The 17,962-nt window shown below is 57.5% G+C and carries 13 protein-coding genes and 1 tRNA gene; 7 read left to right on the top strand and 7 right to left on the bottom strand.

Features of this window, described 5'->3' with window-relative positions; all coding sequences use genetic code 11:
* Positions 1-300: 300 nt before the first annotated feature.
* Positions 301-1,164: an arginase family protein gene (locus HMPREF3142_RS17000; protein ID WP_032735182.1), complete on the top strand. Its 864-nt coding sequence runs from the start codon at positions 301-303 to the stop codon at positions 1,162-1,164.
* A 94-nt stretch (positions 1,165-1,258) separates the two neighbouring features.
* Positions 1,259-1,831 (top strand): TetR/AcrR family transcriptional regulator, encoded by a 573-nt coding sequence (locus HMPREF3142_RS16995; protein WP_004224069.1) that lies wholly within the window; start codon positions 1,259-1,261, stop codon positions 1,829-1,831.
* 188 nt (positions 1,832-2,019) lie between these two features.
* Here HMPREF3142_RS16995 and HMPREF3142_RS16990 read toward each other — a convergent pair whose 3' ends face one another.
* Positions 2,020-2,925, bottom strand: coding sequence for a LysR family transcriptional regulator (locus HMPREF3142_RS16990; protein ID WP_004141420.1), 906 nt, complete (start codon positions 2,923-2,925; stop codon positions 2,020-2,022).
* A gap of 114 nt (positions 2,926-3,039) precedes the next feature.
* Between HMPREF3142_RS16990 and HMPREF3142_RS16985 the strand changes: the two genes are divergently transcribed.
* The 3 genes from HMPREF3142_RS16985 to HMPREF3142_RS16975 all read left to right on the top strand — a co-directional run bounded on the left by HMPREF3142_RS16985 (position 3,040) and on the right by HMPREF3142_RS16975 (position 4,828).
* Entirely contained in the window at positions 3,040-3,900 is an 861-nt protein-coding gene (locus HMPREF3142_RS16985) for a pirin family protein (RefSeq protein WP_008805952.1), read from the top strand.
* 18 nt (positions 3,901-3,918) lie between these two features.
* Positions 3,919-4,596 (top strand): isochorismatase family protein, encoded by a 678-nt coding sequence (locus HMPREF3142_RS16980; RefSeq protein ID WP_002898927.1) that lies wholly within the window; start codon positions 3,919-3,921, stop codon positions 4,594-4,596.
* Positions 4,597-4,740: 144 nt separating this feature from the next.
* Positions 4,741-4,828 (top strand) — tRNA-Ser (locus HMPREF3142_RS16975).
* A 455-nt stretch (positions 4,829-5,283) separates the two neighbouring features.
* Here the strand turns inward: HMPREF3142_RS16975 and phoH are convergent.
* The 4 genes from phoH to efeU all read right to left on the bottom strand — a co-directional run bounded on the left by phoH (position 5,284) and on the right by efeU (position 9,874).
* Positions 5,284-6,072 carry a phosphate starvation-inducible protein PhoH gene (gene phoH / locus HMPREF3142_RS16970; RefSeq protein WP_002898923.1) on the bottom strand — a complete coding sequence of 263 codons (789 nt, stop codon included), beginning with the start codon at positions 6,070-6,072 and terminating at the stop codon, positions 5,284-5,286.
* Positions 6,073-6,576: 504 nt separating this feature from the next.
* On the bottom strand, positions 6,577-7,860 hold the full coding sequence (gene efeB / locus HMPREF3142_RS16965; RefSeq protein ID WP_032729933.1) for an iron uptake transporter deferrochelatase/peroxidase subunit: 1,284 nt from the start codon (positions 7,858-7,860) through the stop codon (positions 6,577-6,579).
* 4 nt (positions 7,861-7,864) lie between these two features.
* Positions 7,865-8,992: an iron uptake system protein EfeO gene (gene efeO, locus HMPREF3142_RS16960; protein WP_012542259.1), complete on the bottom strand. Its 1,128-nt coding sequence runs from the start codon at positions 8,990-8,992 to the stop codon at positions 7,865-7,867.
* Between the two features lie 51 nt (positions 8,993-9,043).
* Positions 9,044-9,874: an iron uptake transporter permease EfeU gene (gene efeU, locus HMPREF3142_RS16955; RefSeq protein WP_008805948.1), complete on the bottom strand. Its 831-nt coding sequence runs from the start codon at positions 9,872-9,874 to the stop codon at positions 9,044-9,046.
* A gap of 270 nt (positions 9,875-10,144) precedes the next feature.
* Between efeU and HMPREF3142_RS16950 the strand changes: the two genes are divergently transcribed.
* A complete protein-coding gene (locus HMPREF3142_RS16950) occupies positions 10,145-11,329 on the top strand; it encodes a NupC/NupG family nucleoside CNT transporter (RefSeq protein WP_032691350.1) in 1,185 nt (394 codons plus the stop codon).
* Positions 11,330-11,360: 31 nt separating this feature from the next.
* On the opposite strand, the gene HMPREF3142_RS16945 is transcribed toward HMPREF3142_RS16950, so the two are convergent.
* Both HMPREF3142_RS16945 and putP read right to left on the bottom strand, forming a co-directional pair.
* The gene (locus HMPREF3142_RS16945; RefSeq protein ID WP_008805946.1) at positions 11,361-11,795 is read right to left on the bottom strand and encodes a DUF3574 domain-containing protein; all 435 of its coding nucleotides are present in this window, start codon (positions 11,793-11,795) and stop codon (positions 11,361-11,363) included.
* A gap of 134 nt (positions 11,796-11,929) precedes the next feature.
* Positions 11,930-13,438, bottom strand: a complete 1,509-nt coding sequence (putP, locus tag HMPREF3142_RS16940) for a sodium/proline symporter PutP (protein ID WP_070612241.1) — start codon at positions 13,436-13,438, stop codon at positions 11,930-11,932.
* Positions 13,439-13,859: 421 nt separating this feature from the next.
* Between putP and putA the strand changes: the two genes are divergently transcribed.
* Positions 13,860-17,822, top strand: a complete 3,963-nt coding sequence (putA, locus tag HMPREF3142_RS16935; RefSeq protein ID WP_070612240.1) for a trifunctional transcriptional regulator/proline dehydrogenase/L-glutamate gamma-semialdehyde dehydrogenase — start codon at positions 13,860-13,862, stop codon at positions 17,820-17,822.
* Positions 17,823-17,962 lie beyond the last annotated feature (140 nt).

The raw sequence follows: 17,962 nt of genomic DNA, 5'->3' as shown, positions 1-17,962 counted from the left end.
GTGGCACCCGCCGGGGGGATGAGAACCCCCGACCAGGGTTCGACAACTGGCAACAGACATTACGCAGTATTGTCAAAGCCAGACTCTTTTTCACACGATTAACAGCGCAGCGAAGATGTTCGCCAACACTATCCCCTCTTCCGCTTTGAGCCACCCGGCATAACGAAAATCATATCGCTCCGGATGGTGTACGTTATGCATTAACGAAAAGTGCTTTGTTACTTGCGTATCGACCGTAATACAATGTAAAAGTGAATGAACGTTCATTCACTTTAGCGCATGACAACACAGAAGGTACCAATGACTAGCAAAACACTGCGACTTATATTTCCTCAATGGCAAGGCGGTAACAATCCTCCCTACTATCTTGGCTCGCAGCTGCTCTCGTTTCTCTCTCCTGAAGCAAAAGGGCCCGTTGAGATCGTTCCTGTTGAGTTACCAACAACAGAGCCATTGCCAGGGATTAATGGCATCACGGCTAAGCCATCCCTCATCAGGCAACTCAATAATGCTGCCGCACTGATTGAAAAACATGATCCCAATAGCATTGTCATTTTAGGCGGAGACTGCCTGGTTTCGCTGGCGCCTTTCGCCCACCTGCTCGATAAGTTCGGAGACAAACTCGGTGTGCTCTGGATTGACTCGCATCCTGACGTGCAGACGGCTGAACAATATCCAAACGCGCATGCCCATGTGCTTGGTGCGCTAATGGGTACGGGTGATAACGATTTAGTTGCCCATGTAAAAACCAAACTTAATCCGTCAAAAATAATGATTGCCGGTATCCACGCGCCACTTCCTTATGAAGCTGAATACCTCACTCGCCATAACATGACGACGCTAGCACCTGAACAGGTTAAAAGCGGTGCAGATGAAGTCCTGGAGTGGATAGCGAAAGAAAAGATTGCGTATCTGGCGATCCATATCGATCTGGACGTACTCGACCCATCTCTGTTCCGCTCCATTCTTTTTGCAAAACCGGGGCGCGGAAAACACGATTTTGGCGACGTTGCTGAAGGCAAACTGACGATTGAGGATGTACTCAATCTGATAGCGGCAGCGACGACAAAAGCAGTCCCCGTTGGCCTGACAATCGCTGAACATTTGCCCTGGGACATGCTGAATCTCAAGAACATGCTCAGTGAATTACCCCTTCTAAAGTAAGACGAAATCCAGGAGCCAGACGACAGAGTTTAGCTCTGGCTCCTTGCATAAAAGCGCGTTAAAGTCTGGACACCGAATTTACCAAGATGCCGATATGTTAAAAAAAACCGAAACCTACCATAAGTTGATTACGGCTGCTGCTGCCTGCTTTGCGGAAAAAGGCTTTAGTGCGACAAGCGTACGTGAAATCTCTACCCGGGCAGGAATTAGTCAAGGAGCAATGTATACGTATTTCAAAAGTAAGGATGAGCTTGTTAAGGCTATTGTACTGGAAGAACAGAACTCCGCGCTGACTGCCCATAATGCGACCTATGCAGGCTCTTATTTTGATCGCCTTTGTGCACAAGTCACGTCCTGTATTAGCGAGATCGGTTACCCTATCACGCATCAACTTTGGGTTGAAATCATGGCTGAGTCTGCGCGTAATCCAGAACTGCGAAAAACGTATATCTCCAGTGATGACATCATGCGGAAAAGCTTCGCGCGGCTCATCCAGGAGGGTATCGCTGCCGGAGAGTTTCGCCGTGATATTAACCTTGAAGAAATCACGATCATTATTTTTGCCCTTATTGACGGTTTAATCGCTCGTCAGGCAATAAACACGACCTTCTCATTCAAGGATGATCTGCCAATGTTTTTTGACGTTATGGCAAAATTGCTTAAATAATACCAGACGGTCATAGTAAAACGATGTATCGAAAAAACCAGAGGTTGCTTATAACAGCCAACGCTCTCAAGCGGCAAACGACTCACACAGTGAGCAATCTTTCACGAGCCTACGCGATTGCGAAGAGTGCGTGAAAAAGTACGGACGCTTTTCACATATGAGTCCGGCAAAAAACCTCTGCCTACCCATCAATCTTCCTCCATCCGCTGATACTCTTCGCTGAGGTAGTCCACCAGCGCCCTGACGGAGGGCAGCAGCCCGCGCCGCGAGGCAAATACTGCATGGATCACTTCCCGCCGCGGCTGCCACTCATCCAGTACCACCTCTAATTCCCCTGACGCCAGCTGATCGCGCACCATTAATAAAGGAAGCTGCACCACGCCGACGCCGGCCATCGCCGCCTCGCGCAGCGCCAGCATATCGGTGGTCACCATTCGCGGCGTGAAATACACCTCCGCCCTTGCCCCCCCGGGCCCGGTAAGCTGCCATTTATGCTGATGCTTGTTCGCCCCCAGGCTGAGTCCCGGCCAGGCGCTCAGCTCGGAAGGCGCCTGCGGGCGTCCGAGCCGGGAAATGAGATCAGGACTGGCCACCAGCCGGTGCCCGCGGTCCGCCAGCACGCGCATCACCAGATCGCTATCCTCGATGGGCCGGGGACGGACGCGGATCGCCACATCAATCCCCTCCCCGACCACATCCACCCGGCGGTTGGTCGCCTCAAGATGCAGCGTTACCCCGGGATAGCGCGCCATAAATCGCGCCAGCATCGGTCCAATATGGACATGCAGCAAGGTGACCGGACAGGTGATCCTGACGCTACCGCGCGGCTCGGCGCGCAGCGTCTCGACCGCCTGCTGCGCCGCCTCGGCCTCTATCAGCATCGCTTTGCAATGCTGATAAAAGGTCTGCCCGACCTCGGTGACCGCGAACTGACGGGTGGTTCGCTGGATCAAACGCACGCCCAGCCGCTCCTCGAGTTGCGCAATGCGGCGGCTGAGCTTGGATTTCGGCTGGTCAAGCGCTCGCCCCGCCGCGGCGAAACCGCCATGGTCTACCACCTGGACAAACCAGGCGAAGTCATTGAGATCCTGCATCCTTCCTCCATTGTTCCATTTTTGGAACAGTATAGGTCATTTTTGCTCACTACCGCATACGTCGTCCCGGATATAAGCTTATTCACATCAGATACCGATACACAGGAGAAAGCCATGAAACAGATTACAGGAGTCTACACCGCGCCTGCGCAGCATTGGGTAGGCGACGGCTTCCCGGTTCGTTCGATGTTTTCTTATCAGACGCACGGCCAGCAACTGAGCCCCTTCTTACTGCTCGACTATGCCGGGCCGTACACCTTCCCGGCGGGCAGCGATAAACGCGGCGTCGGTGAGCATCCGCATCGCGGATTCGAAACCGTCACCATCGTCTACGCCGGTGAAGTAGAGCATCGTGACTCCACCGGACGCGGCGGGGTGATTGGCCCGGGCGACGTGCAGTGGATGACGGCGGGCGCCGGGATCCTGCACGAAGAGTTCCACTCGGAGGCCTTCACCCGCAGCGGCGGCGAGCTGAAGATGATCCAGCTGTGGGTCAACCTGCCCGCCAAAGACAAAATGACGGCCCCCGGCTATCAGAGCATTACCGCCGGGACGATCCCCACCGTCGCGCTGGCGAATGGCGCCGGACAGGTTCGGGTTATTGCCGGCCAGTATGACGACGTCAGCGGCCCGGCCCATACCTTCTCACCACTTAACGTGTGGGATCTGCAGCTGAATCAGGGGCGCGACCTCACGCTGCGCCAGCCGGAAGGCTGGAGTACCGCGCTGGTGGTGCTGGAAGGGGAAGTGATCATCAACGGTTCCGAGTCCGCCCGCGAAGGTCAGCTCGCCGTCCTGAGCCAGACAGGAGACGCCCTGCATCTGGAGGCGACCGCCCAGGCAAAAGTTCTGCTGATGGCCGGCGAACCGCTGCAGGAGCCGATTGTGGGCTATGGCCCCTTTGTCATGAATAACAAAACGCAGATCGCAGAAGCCGTTCGCGATTTTAACAGCGGCCGTTTTGGCCAAATCTAACTGATTGAGGTGAATACTATGTCTACTCCCGCTAACTTTAACGGTGCTCGTCCGGTGATTGATGTTAACGATACCGCCATGCTGTTGATTGACCACCAGAGCGGCCTGTTCCAGACCGTCGGCGATATGCCAATGCCAGAGCTGCGCGCTCGCGCCGCCGCGCTGGCCAAGATGGCGTCGCTTGCCGGGATCCCGGTGATCACCACCGCCTCCGTGCCGCAGGGGCCGAACGGTCCGCTGATCCCGGAGATTCATGAAAACGCGCCGCATGCGAAATACATCGCCCGTAAAGGCGAGATTAACGCCTGGGATAACCCGGAATTCGTCGCCGCGGTGAAAGCGACCGGTCGTAAGACGCTGATTATCGCCGGGACTATCACCAGTGTCTGCATGGCCTTCCCGGCGATTGCCGCTGTCGCCGATGGGTATAAAGTGTTTGCCGTGATTGACGCTTCCGGCACCTACAGCAAAATGGCGCAGGAAATTACCCTGGCTCGCGTGGTACAGGCTGGCGTAGTGCCGATGGATACCGCCGCCGTCGCCTCTGAGCTGCAGCGCACCTGGAATCGCCCGGACGCCGCAGAATGGGCGGAGGTGTACACCAAAGTCTTCCCGGCCTACCAACTGCTGATCGAAAGCTACAGCAAAGCGCAGGACGTGGTGAAGAATAACGAACAGCTGGATTCTCAGCGCTAAAACCCCGCCCCGCTGTACCGCAGCGGGGCATTGTTCATTGCGTGAGCGAACGGTAGAGAAAGAAGAAAATATGCTTGACCGTTTTAACGCAACTCCCTATAGTAGCGCCCCGTTGCCCACCCAAGGTGAGCAGCAAGACAATATGGTGAGGTGTCCGAGTGGCTGAAGGAGCACGCCTGGAAAGTGTGTATACGGCAACGTATCGGGGGTTCGAATCCCCCCCTCACCGCCATATTCAAGATGAGAGCCTGTACGCAAGTACGGGCTCTTTTCTTTTATATTTTCCACTGGGGGGGATGAGAACCCCCGACCGGGATTCGACAACTGGCAACGCCAGTTGGACAGACCGCGAGCCTGCGAGCGGGCTGCCCCGACAAAAACGCCGGGAGCGTTTTTGAACAACGCCTGCGTTGGCCCCGCAGGGGCGAGGCCCATGGATGGGCCGAGTAACGGCGAGCGAAGCGAGTCAATCCCCCCCTCACCGCCATATTTTAAGAAGAGCTCGTACGCATGTACGGGCTTTTTTTTCGCTTGTGGCACCGCAGACATCCCCGGGGTCGGCAGCAATGCCTCCCCCGGCTACCAGACCGTACCCGCCAGGTAGCCCGGCTAAGCGCAGCGCCGCCGGGAGGATGCCCAAAAACAACAAAGCCCGGGCTAGCCCGGGCCTTGCTCACAGTATGACGATTAATAATAGGCTTTCAGCGTCCGCTGGCAGAGAGCCGAGCGCACGCAGTCATCGGTGGTGAAACGCACGATGCCGATCATCTCGTCTTCCTCAAAACGCGCCAGCGCATCACTCAGGCCAGATCTCACACCAGAGGGCAAATCGCACTGGGTGATATCGCCATTGACGATGACCGTCACGTTCTCCCCGAGGCGGGTTAAAAACATCTTCATTTGCGCAGCGGTCACGTTCTGGGCCTCGTCCAGAATCACCACCGCATTTTCAAAGGTACGTCCGCGCATATAGGCGAACGGCGCGATTTCCACCTTGCCGATTTCCGGACGCAGGCAGTACTGCATAAAGGAAGCCCCCAACCTTTTCACCAGCACGTCGTAAACCGGTCGGAAATAGGGCGCGAACTTCTCGGCGATATCTCCCGGTAAGAAGCCAAGATCTTCATCGGCCTGCAGAACGGGACGGGTAACAATAATTCTGTCCACATCCTTATGGATCAGTGCTTCAGCTGCCTTCGCCGCACTGATCCAGGTCTTGCCGCATCCGGCTTCGCCGGTGGCGAAAATCAGCTGTTTATTGTCGATGGCATTCAGATAATGCGCCTGAGCTTCATTGCGCGCCTCAATTGGGGAAGTATCACGGCTGTCCCGCGCCATGCCAATTGCTTCTACGCCACTCATTTGCACAAGCGATGTGACCGATTCTTCTTCACGCTGTTTATGGCTACGTGAATCCCGTCTCAGCACACGTTTTGCTTCACGACGAGCTTTGATCACTGCTTTTTGTCTTCCCATGGATAGCACCTTGCGTTGTAGGTTTACATCACACGCGTCAACATCGACGCGACTATGCGCACGAACGATTGAGGTTTGGCTTCCTTGTAAGCCATTGCTTGCCGGTAGAACTGACAACGAGTCGCGGCTACGCGCACCGCGTACCCTGCCAAGGTGGTAATAATTCGAAGCGGAAGGAGAAAGGGTAAGAAAATCGCTGCCGGAAGCGGGGCTTCCGTGCTGAAGAGTACGGTCTGTGGTTTTACGTTGTCCGGTACGGGACCTTACCATTCGCGATCTCCATAGTGAAACGTCACACTGCCGGGAACTACCGCGTATGTAATAAGTACATCAAAAAAGATTCTTAATGCAACTTATTTTTCACAATGACGCAACAAATAGTTCTTAAGCAAGTGTAGGAGACTATCGGTCATTTGTATTACAGAAATATAACACATGGCAGGAAATATAATAAAAAAGAGAAAAACAGCAGAAAACGCCCTGCCCTCACGGACAGGGTCGGTATCAGGCCTGCAGCAGCGACTCTCCCAGATAGTGTTTTTCATCCACTACGCCGGGTAAAACAAAGAAGTAGCCCCCGCCGATGGGTTTGACGTACTCCTCCAGCGCCTCGCCGTTAAGCCGTTTCTGCACCGTCAGAAAACCCTTTTCCAGATCGTGCTGATAGCAAACGAATAACAGGCCCATATCCAGTTGTCCGGCGTTAGTGACGCCCAGCGAATAGCTGTAGCCGCGGCGCATCATCAGGCTGGACTGGGTTTCCGGCGTGCGAGGATTGGCCAGACGAATATGGCTATCCAGCGCGATCGTTTCGCCGCCAGGATCTTTGCTGTAATCCGGGGTATCGTGTTCGTTTTTCATCCCCAGCGGCGCACCGCTGTGCTTGTCGCGGCCAAAGATCGTCTGCTGCTCTTTCAGCGGCGTCCGATCCCAGAACTCCACGTGAAACTGGATGATGCGCGCCGCCTGATAGCTGCCGCCCACGGTCCAGGCCGGCTCGTCCTGATCGGCTGTCACCCACACGACTTTATCCATCAGCGCGCTGTCGTGGCTCGGCGGGTTAGCGGTGCCGTCCTTGAATCCCAGCAGGTTGATCGGGGTCTCTTTGCCTTTACTGCGCGCCGCGCTGTCGGAGATAAACCCTTCCCGCTTCCAGCGCACACTCAGCAGATCCGGCGTATGTTTGATGACATCGCGCAGGGCGTGGATCACCGTATCCTGAGTATTGGCGCAGATCTGCAGCAGCAGGTCGCCATGGCACAGGGCGGCATCCAGTGAATCGTTGGGGAAGCGGGTCATCGGCTGCAGTTTTTTCGGCGCTTTATCCGCCAGGCCAAAACGCTCATCAAACAGTGAATGGCCAACCGAGACGGTCATGGTCAGGTTATCCGGTGCAATCCACGCCCCTAAGATGCCGGAATCCATCGGCGGCAGCCGGGGATTCGGCGTATCCGGCGCCGGGCCGCCCTGGGTTAAAAAGGCGATACGCTGGGTCAGCAGCCGAAACAGACGCTCGAGGTCAGCTTTATCTGACGCCAGCACATCGAACGCCACCAGCATCATCGAGGCCTGCTGCGGCGTCAGGATGCCCGCCTGATGCGGGCCGTAGAAGGGCTGTTTTTCCTGACGGGCGTCGGGTGTGAGCGTCCCGGGGGAACTTTCTGCTTTTGCCGCATGCGCCACCGGGCAGCCGCCGGTGATGGCCAGCGCGCCGCCAAGCGCGCCGATCCCTTTCAGTAAGCGACGACGTGACGGCTCGTTCACGTCGTGGGGTTTCTGTTGTGCCATCGACTTAGTCCAGACCCAGGATCCCGCGCAGCTGAGCCAGATCTTCCGCCAGGGTGGTGATCGGCCCTTTCAGCGCATTACGGTCAGCGGTGGTCAGCTTATCGTAGGTCTCGAAACCGTCTTTGGTGCGATATTTGCTGAGGATGCTGTCCACTTTCTTAAAGTTGGCGTCCACTTTCGCCAGCAGCGCGCTGTTCTCTTTTTGTAGCTGCGGACGCAGCAGGTCGACGATTTTCTGTGCGCCGTCAATGTTGGCCTGGAAGTCCCACAGGTCGGTGTGGCTGTAACGATCTTCTTCGCCGCTGATCTTGCTGGCTGCGACTTCCTCAATTAATCCTGCCGCCCCGCCCACCACTTTTGACGGCGGGAACGCCAGCTCGCTGATGCGTTTTTGCAGCTCCAGCACATCGCTGTTCAGCTGATCGGCATATTTTCCCATGCCCTTGACGCTGTTATCGCCAAACAGCGCCTTTTCCAGACGGTGGAAACCGGTGAATTTCGGATCTTCCGCTTTTTTCTCGAAGTCGTCTTCGCGGGCGTCGATGCTGCCGTCAAGGTCAGAGAACAGCTCGGCAATCGGCTCAATGCGCTCGTAATGCTGGCGCGTCGGGGCGTACAGCGCTTTCGCTTTTTCGATATCGCCCGCTTTCACCGCGTCGGTAAAGGCTTTGGTGCCGCTGACCAGCTGCGCGGTTTCCGCCGTCACATAGGCCTTATAAGCGGTGATCGCGTCGCCGAGGCTCAACACCGCATCCGCTTTCGCCGCGTCTTTGGTTGCTTCGCCGGTGACAATCAGTTTCCCTTTCGGGTTGGTGAGCAGGCCGCAGGTCATATCATATTCGCCTGGCTGCAGGTTAGCGGTGAGCTTTTGGGTAAAGCCCGGCGCGATGTTCTCACGCTCTTCTACCACCATGACCCCTTTCAGAATTTCCCACTCCAGCGCTTTCTGGCTATGGTTCTGAATAATAAACTGGGTTTTACCCGCTTTAACGGTCACCTGCATCGGCTCGCACTGCTTGTCGTTGACGGTGACTTTGACCTGCGGGATATCCGCAGCCTGAGCACCCAATGCAGAGCTGAGCAGCGCGGCCACGGTCGCCCGCAGCGCATTACGGCGAAAATGAATCATCATGATCATCCCTTTCGGTAAGTAGAGTGTCGCTTATAAGCTCGCAGCGCCCGGTCAGGCAGCCCGCGAGGCAGTGGTATTATTCCGCGGCGGCAGGGCAAACAGCACCAGCGCCGGGATCAGATAAAGCAGATAGACCGCCACTTCGCTAACGCTCGGGGTCTCCTGGTAGCCGAAGATCCCTTCAAGCAGTGTGCCGAACAGCGTATGCGTCGACAGCACGTTGCTCAGATCGAAGGCCGTATCCTGGAACAGGTTCCACAGGCCAGCCTCGTGGAAGGCGCGGATCGCCCCCGCGGCCAGGCCAGCGGCCACCAGCAGAATAAACAGGCTGGTCCATTTGAAGAACACGCCGAGGTTAAGGCGGATACCGCCCCAGTAGAGCAGGAAGCCCAGCACGATTGCCGTGGCCAGGCCCAGCAGCGCCCCCAGCGGCGGCCAGATGCCGACATCCTGCTGGAATGCCGCCAGCAGAAAGAAGACCGACTCCAGCCCCTCACGGGCAACGGCGAAAAAGACCATCATCACCAGCGCCCAGCCATGGTGATTACCGCGCTGCAGCGCCTTGTCCACGGCCTGCTCCAGTTGCTGTTTAACGTTGCGCGAGACATTGCGCATCCAGAAGACCATCCACGTCAGGATCACCACCGCGATGACCGCGACGATCCCCTCGAACAACTCCTGTTCGCGCTGAGGAAATTCCCCGGTGGTTTCGTTGATAAAAATGCCTAAGCCAAGACACAGCGCCGCCGCGAGGATCACGCCAATCCACATCACGCCAATCCAGTTGCCGCGCTGGGTGCGTTTCAGATAGCTGGCGATCAGGCTGACAATCAGCGCCGCCTCAAGGCCTTCGCGTAACATAATGAGAAATGGGACAAACATGCCAATACCCTTAAATGTAAAGCACCGTCAACGAATGCAAAAACAGGTAATATTTATGATAGTGATTATCATTACAATACTCAGAAACACAAGCGAAATGTTTAGAGAATGATGACTATCTGTAAATAAATCGCTGGCAAATAATGACTTACGAAAATATTCGCCTGTTATGAGGGAAAAGAATAAGCAAAGGATTTTTTACGCCAGATATTTACCCGTGGCGGCGGCTATGGCTAAATGGCGGCCTTATTGACCTGCGAAAAGAACAACATGACTGCATTTTTTCATTTCCTGCTGGCGCTGGTGGTGATCCTCGCCCTGGCCTGGCTTGTCAGCTACGACAGACAAAAAATTCGTATTCGTTACATTCTCCAGTTGATTATTATCGAAATAGCGCTCGCCTTCTTTTTCCTGCACGCAGAAAGCGGCCTGTGGCTGGTGAAAAATATCTCCGGCTTTTTTGCTTCACTGTTAGGCTTTGCCGCTGAAGGGACCAATTTCGTCTTTGGCGGCATGAGCGAAAAAGGGTTAGCCTTTATTTTTCTTGGCGTCCTGTGTCCGATTGTGTTTATTTCCGCGCTGATTGGTATTCTTCAGCACTGGCGGATCCTGCCGATTTTCATTCGTGTCATCGGCACCCTGCTGTCGAAGGTAAACGGCATGGGTAAGCTGGAATCTTTCAACGCCGTCAGCTCGCTGATCCTCGGCCAGTCGGAGAACTTCATCGCCTACAAGGGCGTACTGGGCGACCTCTCCTCACGGCGTCTGTTCACCATGGCGGCGACGGCCATGTCGACCGTATCGCTGTCGATTGTCGGCGCCTATATGACCATGCTGGATGCCAAATATGTCGTCGCGGCGCTGATCCTGAATATGTTCAGTACCTTTATCGTGCTGTCGGTGATTAACCCGACGCGGCCGGACAGCGAGCAGGAAATAAAACTCGAGAAGCTGCATGAATCGCAGAGTTTCTTTGAAATGCTCGGGGAATATATTCTGGCCGGCTTTAAAGTGGCGATGATTATTCTGGCGATGCTGATCGGCTTTATCGCCCTGATCAGCGCCATTAACGCGCTGTTCGCTACCCTGTTTGGTCTCAGCTTCCAGCAGATCCTCGGCTACGTCTTTTATCCGCTGGCCTGGCTTATCGGCATCCCGCTGAGCGATGCGCTGAACGCCGGCAGCATCATGGCCACCAAACTGGTCGCTAACGAATTTGTGGCGATGATTGAGCTGCAAAAGATTGCCGCCAGCATGACGCCGCGCGGGCTCGGCATTCTCTCGGTCTTCCTGGTGTCGTTTGCCAACTTTGCCTCGATCGGCATTATCGCCGGGGCGATCAAAGGCCTGAATGAACCGCAGGGCAATATCGTCTCCCGCTTCGGCCTGCGGCTGGTGTATAGCGCCACGCTGGTGAGCCTGCTTTCCGCCAGCTTCGCCGGGCTGGTGCTGTAAGACAAACGGCGGGGCTGCCCCCGCCGTTTACTCAGAACTGCACGCAGACCGGCTGGTCGACACGCATCACCGACTCCTGCGCGAAGCGTGATTTATAGCCCTGGCGCAGGGCTTCAATACCGGCCTCGCTCTGCGCATCGTTGCCATGGATCACCATCAGCGCTTTACTCTGCTCCCGCACCACCTGACCATTCTGGCCAAGCCACTGGCCGCGGGCATCAAACACCGTCAGCCCATCGCGAAAGCGCGGCGTGACGTCGCGGTCGACAAACTGTTGCCACTCTTCAGCAGTGATGTCTTTCCCCGCCGGGCGGCTCAGGCCGAAATAAAGCGTGGTTTGCACCATGGACCGATCCGCCGGGCAGGCGCCGGGCTTCGGCGCGCGGGTCGACGAACTTCCACCCGCCACGCAGCCGCTGAGTAACCCTGCCAGCACCAGCGCCATTGCACCCTGTCTGAACGTCATCTTTGCTATCCTCATTGTTATTAGTCAGGAAATATCAGCGGATTTTCAAATAATTAGCAAGGGTTATAATATTCCGGCCCGGCAACAGACAAAAAAAAGCCCGCCAACGGCGGGCTCGTGAGCGTCAGATGACCTTACTCAGCCGTGGCGCGTACCGGCGGCGGCGTATGATAATGGGCATCCGCTTCGGCGAAGCGCTGCTGCATGCTGGCCGACGGCGCTTTATCCAGCAGGCTAAAGACCACAATCCCCAGGCTACCGAAGATAAAGCCCGGAATAATTTCATACAGGCCCAGCCAGCCAAACTGCTTCCAGATGATCACGGTCAGGGCGCCAATCACCATCCCGGCCAGCGCGCCGTTACGGGTCATGCGCGACCACATCACCGAGAACAGCACCACCGGACCAAAGGCGGCGCCGAAGCCAGCCCAGGCGTAGCTCACCAGTCCCAGCACGCGGTTTTCCGGATTGGCCGCCAGGGCAATCGCCACCAGGGCAACCACCAGCACCATCATACGGCCCACCCACACCAGCTCTTTCTGGCCGGCGTTTTTACGCAGGAAGGCTTTATACAAATCTTCAGTGATTGCGCTGGAGCAGACCAGCAACTGACAGCTCAGGGTGGACATCACCGCCGCCAGAATCGCCGACAACAGGATCCCGGCAATCCACGGGTTAAACAGGATTTGCGCCAGTTCGATAAACACGCGCTCGGCGTTCTGGTTCACCGCGCCCGCCAGGCTCGGGTTGTTATTGAAGTAGGCGATACCAAAGAAGCCGACCGCCACCGCGCCCGCCAGGCACAGGATCATCCAGGTCATACTGATGCGACGAGCATGAACGATACTGTGGTGCGAATCCGCCGCCATAAAGCGCGCCAGAATATGCGGCTGACCGAAATAGCCCAGCCCCCAGCCCATCAGCGAAATAATCGCCACGAAGTTCAGCCCCTTGAGCATGTCGATATTTTCGATGCTCTTTTGCTTAATGACTTCCAGCGAATCCCCAAAGCCGCCGACGGAAATAATCACGATCACCGGGGTGAGGATCAGGGCAAAAATCATCAGGCTGGCCTGCACGGTGTCGGTCCAGCTGACGGCGAGGAAACCGCCGACGAAGGTATAGATAATCGTCGCCGCCGCCCCGGCCCACAGTGCGGTTTCATAACTCATGCCGAAGGTGCTTTCAAACAGACGCGCCCCCGCCACAATTCCCGAGGCGCAATAGATGGTAAAGAACAGCAGAATAACCAGCGCTGAAATAATTCTCAGCACCCGGCTTTTATCTTCAAAACGGCCGGTAAAATAATCGGGCAGCGTCAGGGCGTTATTATTCACCTCGGTATGCACGCGCAGGCGCCCGGCTACCAGCTTCCAGTTAATCCACGCCCCCAGCGTTAAGCCAATGGCAATCCAGCTTTCGGAAATCCCGGAGAGAAAAATGGCGCCCGGCAGGCCCATCAGCAGCCAGCCGCTCATATCCGAGGCGCCGGCGGAAAGCGCGGTCACAAATGGCCCCAGACTCCGCCCCCCGAGAATATAATCATCAAAGTTTTTGGTCGAACGCCAGGCTATAAACCCTATTAAAACCATACCAAAAATATAAACAATAAATGTCACCAGCATCGGTGTGCTAATAGCCATGCAAAGTCTCCAGAATTTTTATCGACAGCATCCCGCTTCGTCGTTTTTTTCCACTACCGGAACGGGGTAATGGTGCGTTGTTTAATTGGGCGACCGTATCCTGACGGAAGCTTCGGTTTTTCACAAATGATTTAACACAGCATTTACACGAAAACCCGACAGCGCAAAACGTCATTTTTTTAGAGGTTGCACTCTCTCACGTTTTTAAAGGTTGCACCAAACAAAAGTGTTAACTCACGCATACAAATACCCTATGAGCACGGGGTTAAAATTCTGCTATTTTAGGCATTATTTTTAACAAATCCGCCATTTCACGGCTTGCGTCACAAGCCACAATTAACAAGGTTGCACAAAGTTGCAACATAGTGGATATTTCCATGCAACCGCATAAGCCTAACGATAAATGACAGGAGTTTTGAGCATGGGCACCACCACCATGGGTGTTAAGCTTGACGACGCAACTCGCGAGCGCATTAAGTCCGCCGCGAGCCGTATTGACCGCACGCCGCACTGGCTGATTAAACAGGCCATCTTCAATTATCTGGAAAAGCTGGAAAACGATGAGACGCTGCCTGAGCTGCCGGCGCTTCTGAACGGCGCCGCCAATGAAAGCGATGAAGCGGGTTCACCGGCGGAAGAGCCGTATCAACCGTTCCTCGAATTTGCCGAGCAGATCCTGCCGCAGTCGGTGAGCCGCGCAGCGATCACCGCCGCCTGGCGTCGCCCGGAAACCGACGCGGTGCCGATGCTGCTGGAACAGGCCCGACTGCCGCAGTCGCTGGGCGAACAGGCGCACAAGCTGGCGTATCAGCTGGCGGAAAAACTGCGCAACCAGAAGACCGCCAGCGGCCGCGCCGGCATGGTGCAGAGTCTGCTGCAGGAGTTCTCCCTCTCCTCACAGGAAGGGGTGGCGCTGATGTGCCTGGCGGAAGCCCTGCTGCGTATTCCGGATAAAGCCACCCGCGATGCGCTGATCCGCGACAAAATCAGCAACGGCAACTGGCAGTCGCACATCGGCCGCAGCCCGTCGTTGTTCGTCAACGCCGCCACCTGGGGGCTGCTGTTTACCGGGAAACTGGTGTCGACCCATAACGAGACCAGCCTCTCCCGCTCCCTGAACCGCATCATCGGTAAGAGCGGCGAACCGCTGATCCGCAAGGGCGTGGATATGGCGATGCGCCTGATGGGCGAGCAGTTCGTCACCGGCGAAACCATCGCCGAAGCGCTGGCTAACGCCCGCAAGCTGGAAGAAAAAGGGTTCCGCTACTCCTACGATATGCTCGGCGAAGCGGCGCTGACCGCCGCCGACGCTCAGGCCTATATGGTCTCTTATCAGCAGGCGATCCACGCCATCGGCAAAGCCTCCAACGGCCGCGGCATTTATGAAGGGCCGGGCATCTCCATTAAGCTCTCCGCGCTGCACCCGCGCTACAGCCGCGCGCAGTATGACCGGGTGATGGAAGAGCTTTACCCGCGTCTGAAATCGCTGACCCTGCTGGCGCGCCAGTACGACATCGGCATCAACATCGACGCCGAAGAGGCCGATCGTCTGGAGATCTCCCTCGATCTGCTGGAAAAACTGTGCTTCGAACCGGAGCTGGCCGGCTGGAACGGCATCGGCTTTGTTATTCAGGCCTACCAGAAGCGCTGTCCGTTTGTTATTGATTACCTGATTGACCTCGCCACCCGCAGCCGCCGTCGCCTGATGATCCGTCTGGTGAAAGGCGCCTACTGGGATAGCGAAATCAAACGCGCGCAGATGGAAGGCCTCGAAGGCTATCCGGTCTATACCCGCAAGGTTTACACCGACGTCTCCTACCTCGCCTGCGCGAAGAAGCTACTGGCGGTGCCGAACCTGATTTACCCGCAGTTCGCTACCCACAACGCCCATACCCTGGCGGCTATCTACCAGCTGGCGGGCCAGAACTACTACCCGGGCCAGTATGAGTTCCAGTGCCTGCACGGCATGGGCGAACCGCTGTACGAGCAGGTGGTGGGCAAAGTCGCCGACGGCAAACTGAACCGGCCGTGCCGGATCTACGCCCCGGTGGGCACCCACGAAACGCTGCTGGCGTATCTGGTGCGCCGTCTGCTGGAAAACGGCGCCAATACCTCTTTCGTCAACCGTATCGCGGACAATACCCTGCCGCTGGACGAGCTGGTGGCCGACCCGGTCAGCGCGGTAGAAAAACTGGCGCAGCAGGAAGGCCAGGCCGGCCTGCCGCATCCGAAAATCCCGCTGCCGCGCGATCTCTACGGCAGCGGCCGCAGCAACTCCGCCGGTCTCGATCTGGCGAACGAGCACCGTCTGGCCTCCCTCTCCTCTTCCCTGCTCAACAGCGCCCTGCATAAATGGCAGGCATTGCCGATGCTGGAGCAGCCAGTGGCCGAAGGCGAGATGCAGCCGGTGGTTAACCCGGCAGAGCCGAAAGATATCGTCGGCTACGTCCGCGAAGCCAGCGACGCCGAAGTGCAGCAGGCGCTGACCAGCGCTATCAACAATGCGCCGATCTGGTTCGCCACCCCGCCGCAGGAGCGCGCCGCCATTCTTGAGCGCGCCGCGGTGCTGATGGAAAGCCAGATGCCCACCCTGATGGGGATCCTGGTGCGCGAGGCGGGTAAAACCTTCAGCAACGCCATCGCCGAAGTACGCGAAGCCGTCGACTTCCTGCACTATTATGCCGGCCAGGTGCGCGACGATTTCGATAATGAAACCCACCGCCCGCTGGGCCCGGTGGTCTGTATCAGCCCGTGGAACTTCCCGCTGGCGATCTTCACCGGCCAGATTGCCGCCGCGCTGGCGGCCGGCAACAGCGTGCTGGCGAAACCAGCCGAGCAGACGCCGCTTATCGCCGCCCAGGGCGTGGCGATTCTGCTGGAGGCCGGCGTGCCGCCGGGCGTTATTCAACTGTTGCCGGGCCGCGGGGAGACCGTGGGCGCCGCGCTAACCTCCGATGAGCGCGTACGCGGCGTGATGTTCACCGGCTCCACCGAAGTGGCGACGCTGCTGCAGCGTAATATTGCCAGCCGCCTCGATCCCCAGGGTCGCCCGACGCCGCTGATCGCCGAAACCGGCGGGATGAACGCGATGATCGTCGACTCGTCGGCGCTGACCGAGCAGGTGGTGATCGACGTCCTGGCTTCCGCGTTCGACAGCGCCGGCCAGCGCTGCTCCGCCCTGCGCGTCCTCTGCCTGCAGGAAGAGGTCGCCGACCATACGTTGACCATGCTGCGCGGCGCCATGAGCGAGTGCCGGATGGGCAATCCGGGCCGGCTGACCACCGATATCGGCCCGGTTATCGATGCGGAAGCGAAAGAGAATATTGAACGCCATATTCAGGCGATGCGCGCCAAAGGACGCACCGTCTACCAGGCGGTGCGCGAGAATAGCGAAGACGCAAGCGAATGGCGCCACGGGACCTTTGTGCCGCCGACGCTTATCGAACTCGATAGCTTCGACGAGCTGAAAAAAGAGGTCTTCGGCCCGGTGCTGCACGTGGTGCGCTATAACCGTAACGAGCTGGACAAACTGGTGGAGCAGATTAACGCCTCTGGCTACGGCCTGACGCTCGGCGTGCATACCCGCATCGACGAGACCATCGCCCAGGTCACCGGCAGCGCGAAGGTGGGCAACCTGTACGTCAACCGCAATATGGTTGGCGCGGTGGTCGGCGTGCAGCCGTTCGGCGGCGAAGGGTTGTCCGGTACCGGTCCGAAAGCCGGCGGCCCGCTGTACCTGTATCGTCTGCTCTCCAGTCGCCCGCAGGACGCGGTTGGCGTGACCTTCGCCCGCCAGGATGCGGAGCGCCCGCTGGACGCCCAGCTGAAAACGCTGCTGGAAAAACCGCTGCAGGCGCTGCAGCAGTGGGCGGCGGGTCGTCCTGAGCTGCAGGCGCTGTGCCAGCAGTACAGCGAGCAGGCGCAAAGCGGCACCCAACGCCTGCTGCCGGGGCCAACCGGCGAGCGCAACACCCTGACGCTGATGCCGCGCGAGCGCGTGCTGTGCGTGGCGGATAATGAACAGGATACGCTGATCCAGCTGGCGGCCGTGTTAGCGGTCGGCTGTGAAGTACTGTGGCCGGACAGCGCCCTGCAGCGCGATCTGGCGAAGAAGCTGCCTCGGGAGGTCAGCGAGCGCATTCGCTTTGCCAAAGCGGAGCAGTTACCTGGCCAGGCCTTCGACGCGGTTATCTACCACGGCGATTCCGACCAGCTGCGCGAGCTGTGCGAGCAGGTGGCGGCGCGCGATGGGGCGATTGTCTCCGTGCAGGGCTTCGCCCGCGGCGAAACCAACCTGCTGCTGGAGCGGCTGTATATCGAGCGCTCGCTGAGCGTTAACACCGCGGCGGCAGGCGGTAACGCCAGCCTGATGACCATCGGCTAAAACAGGCGCCCCCGGTGGCGCTGCGCTTACCGGGGCTACATAACACCGCCAAAGAGTAGCCCGGATAAGGCGCTGTGCGCCGCCATCCGGGAAATCGGCGCTGTGTTCATCCCCGGTGGCGCTGCGCTTACCGGGGCTAC

This window comes from Klebsiella sp. HMSC16C06, assembly GCF_001808325.1.
Classification (GTDB): Bacteria; Pseudomonadota; Gammaproteobacteria; order Enterobacterales; family Enterobacteriaceae; genus Klebsiella; species Klebsiella variicola.
Note: the sequence above shows the minus strand (reverse complement) of the source record. Positions and strands in the feature narration are given on the sequence as shown.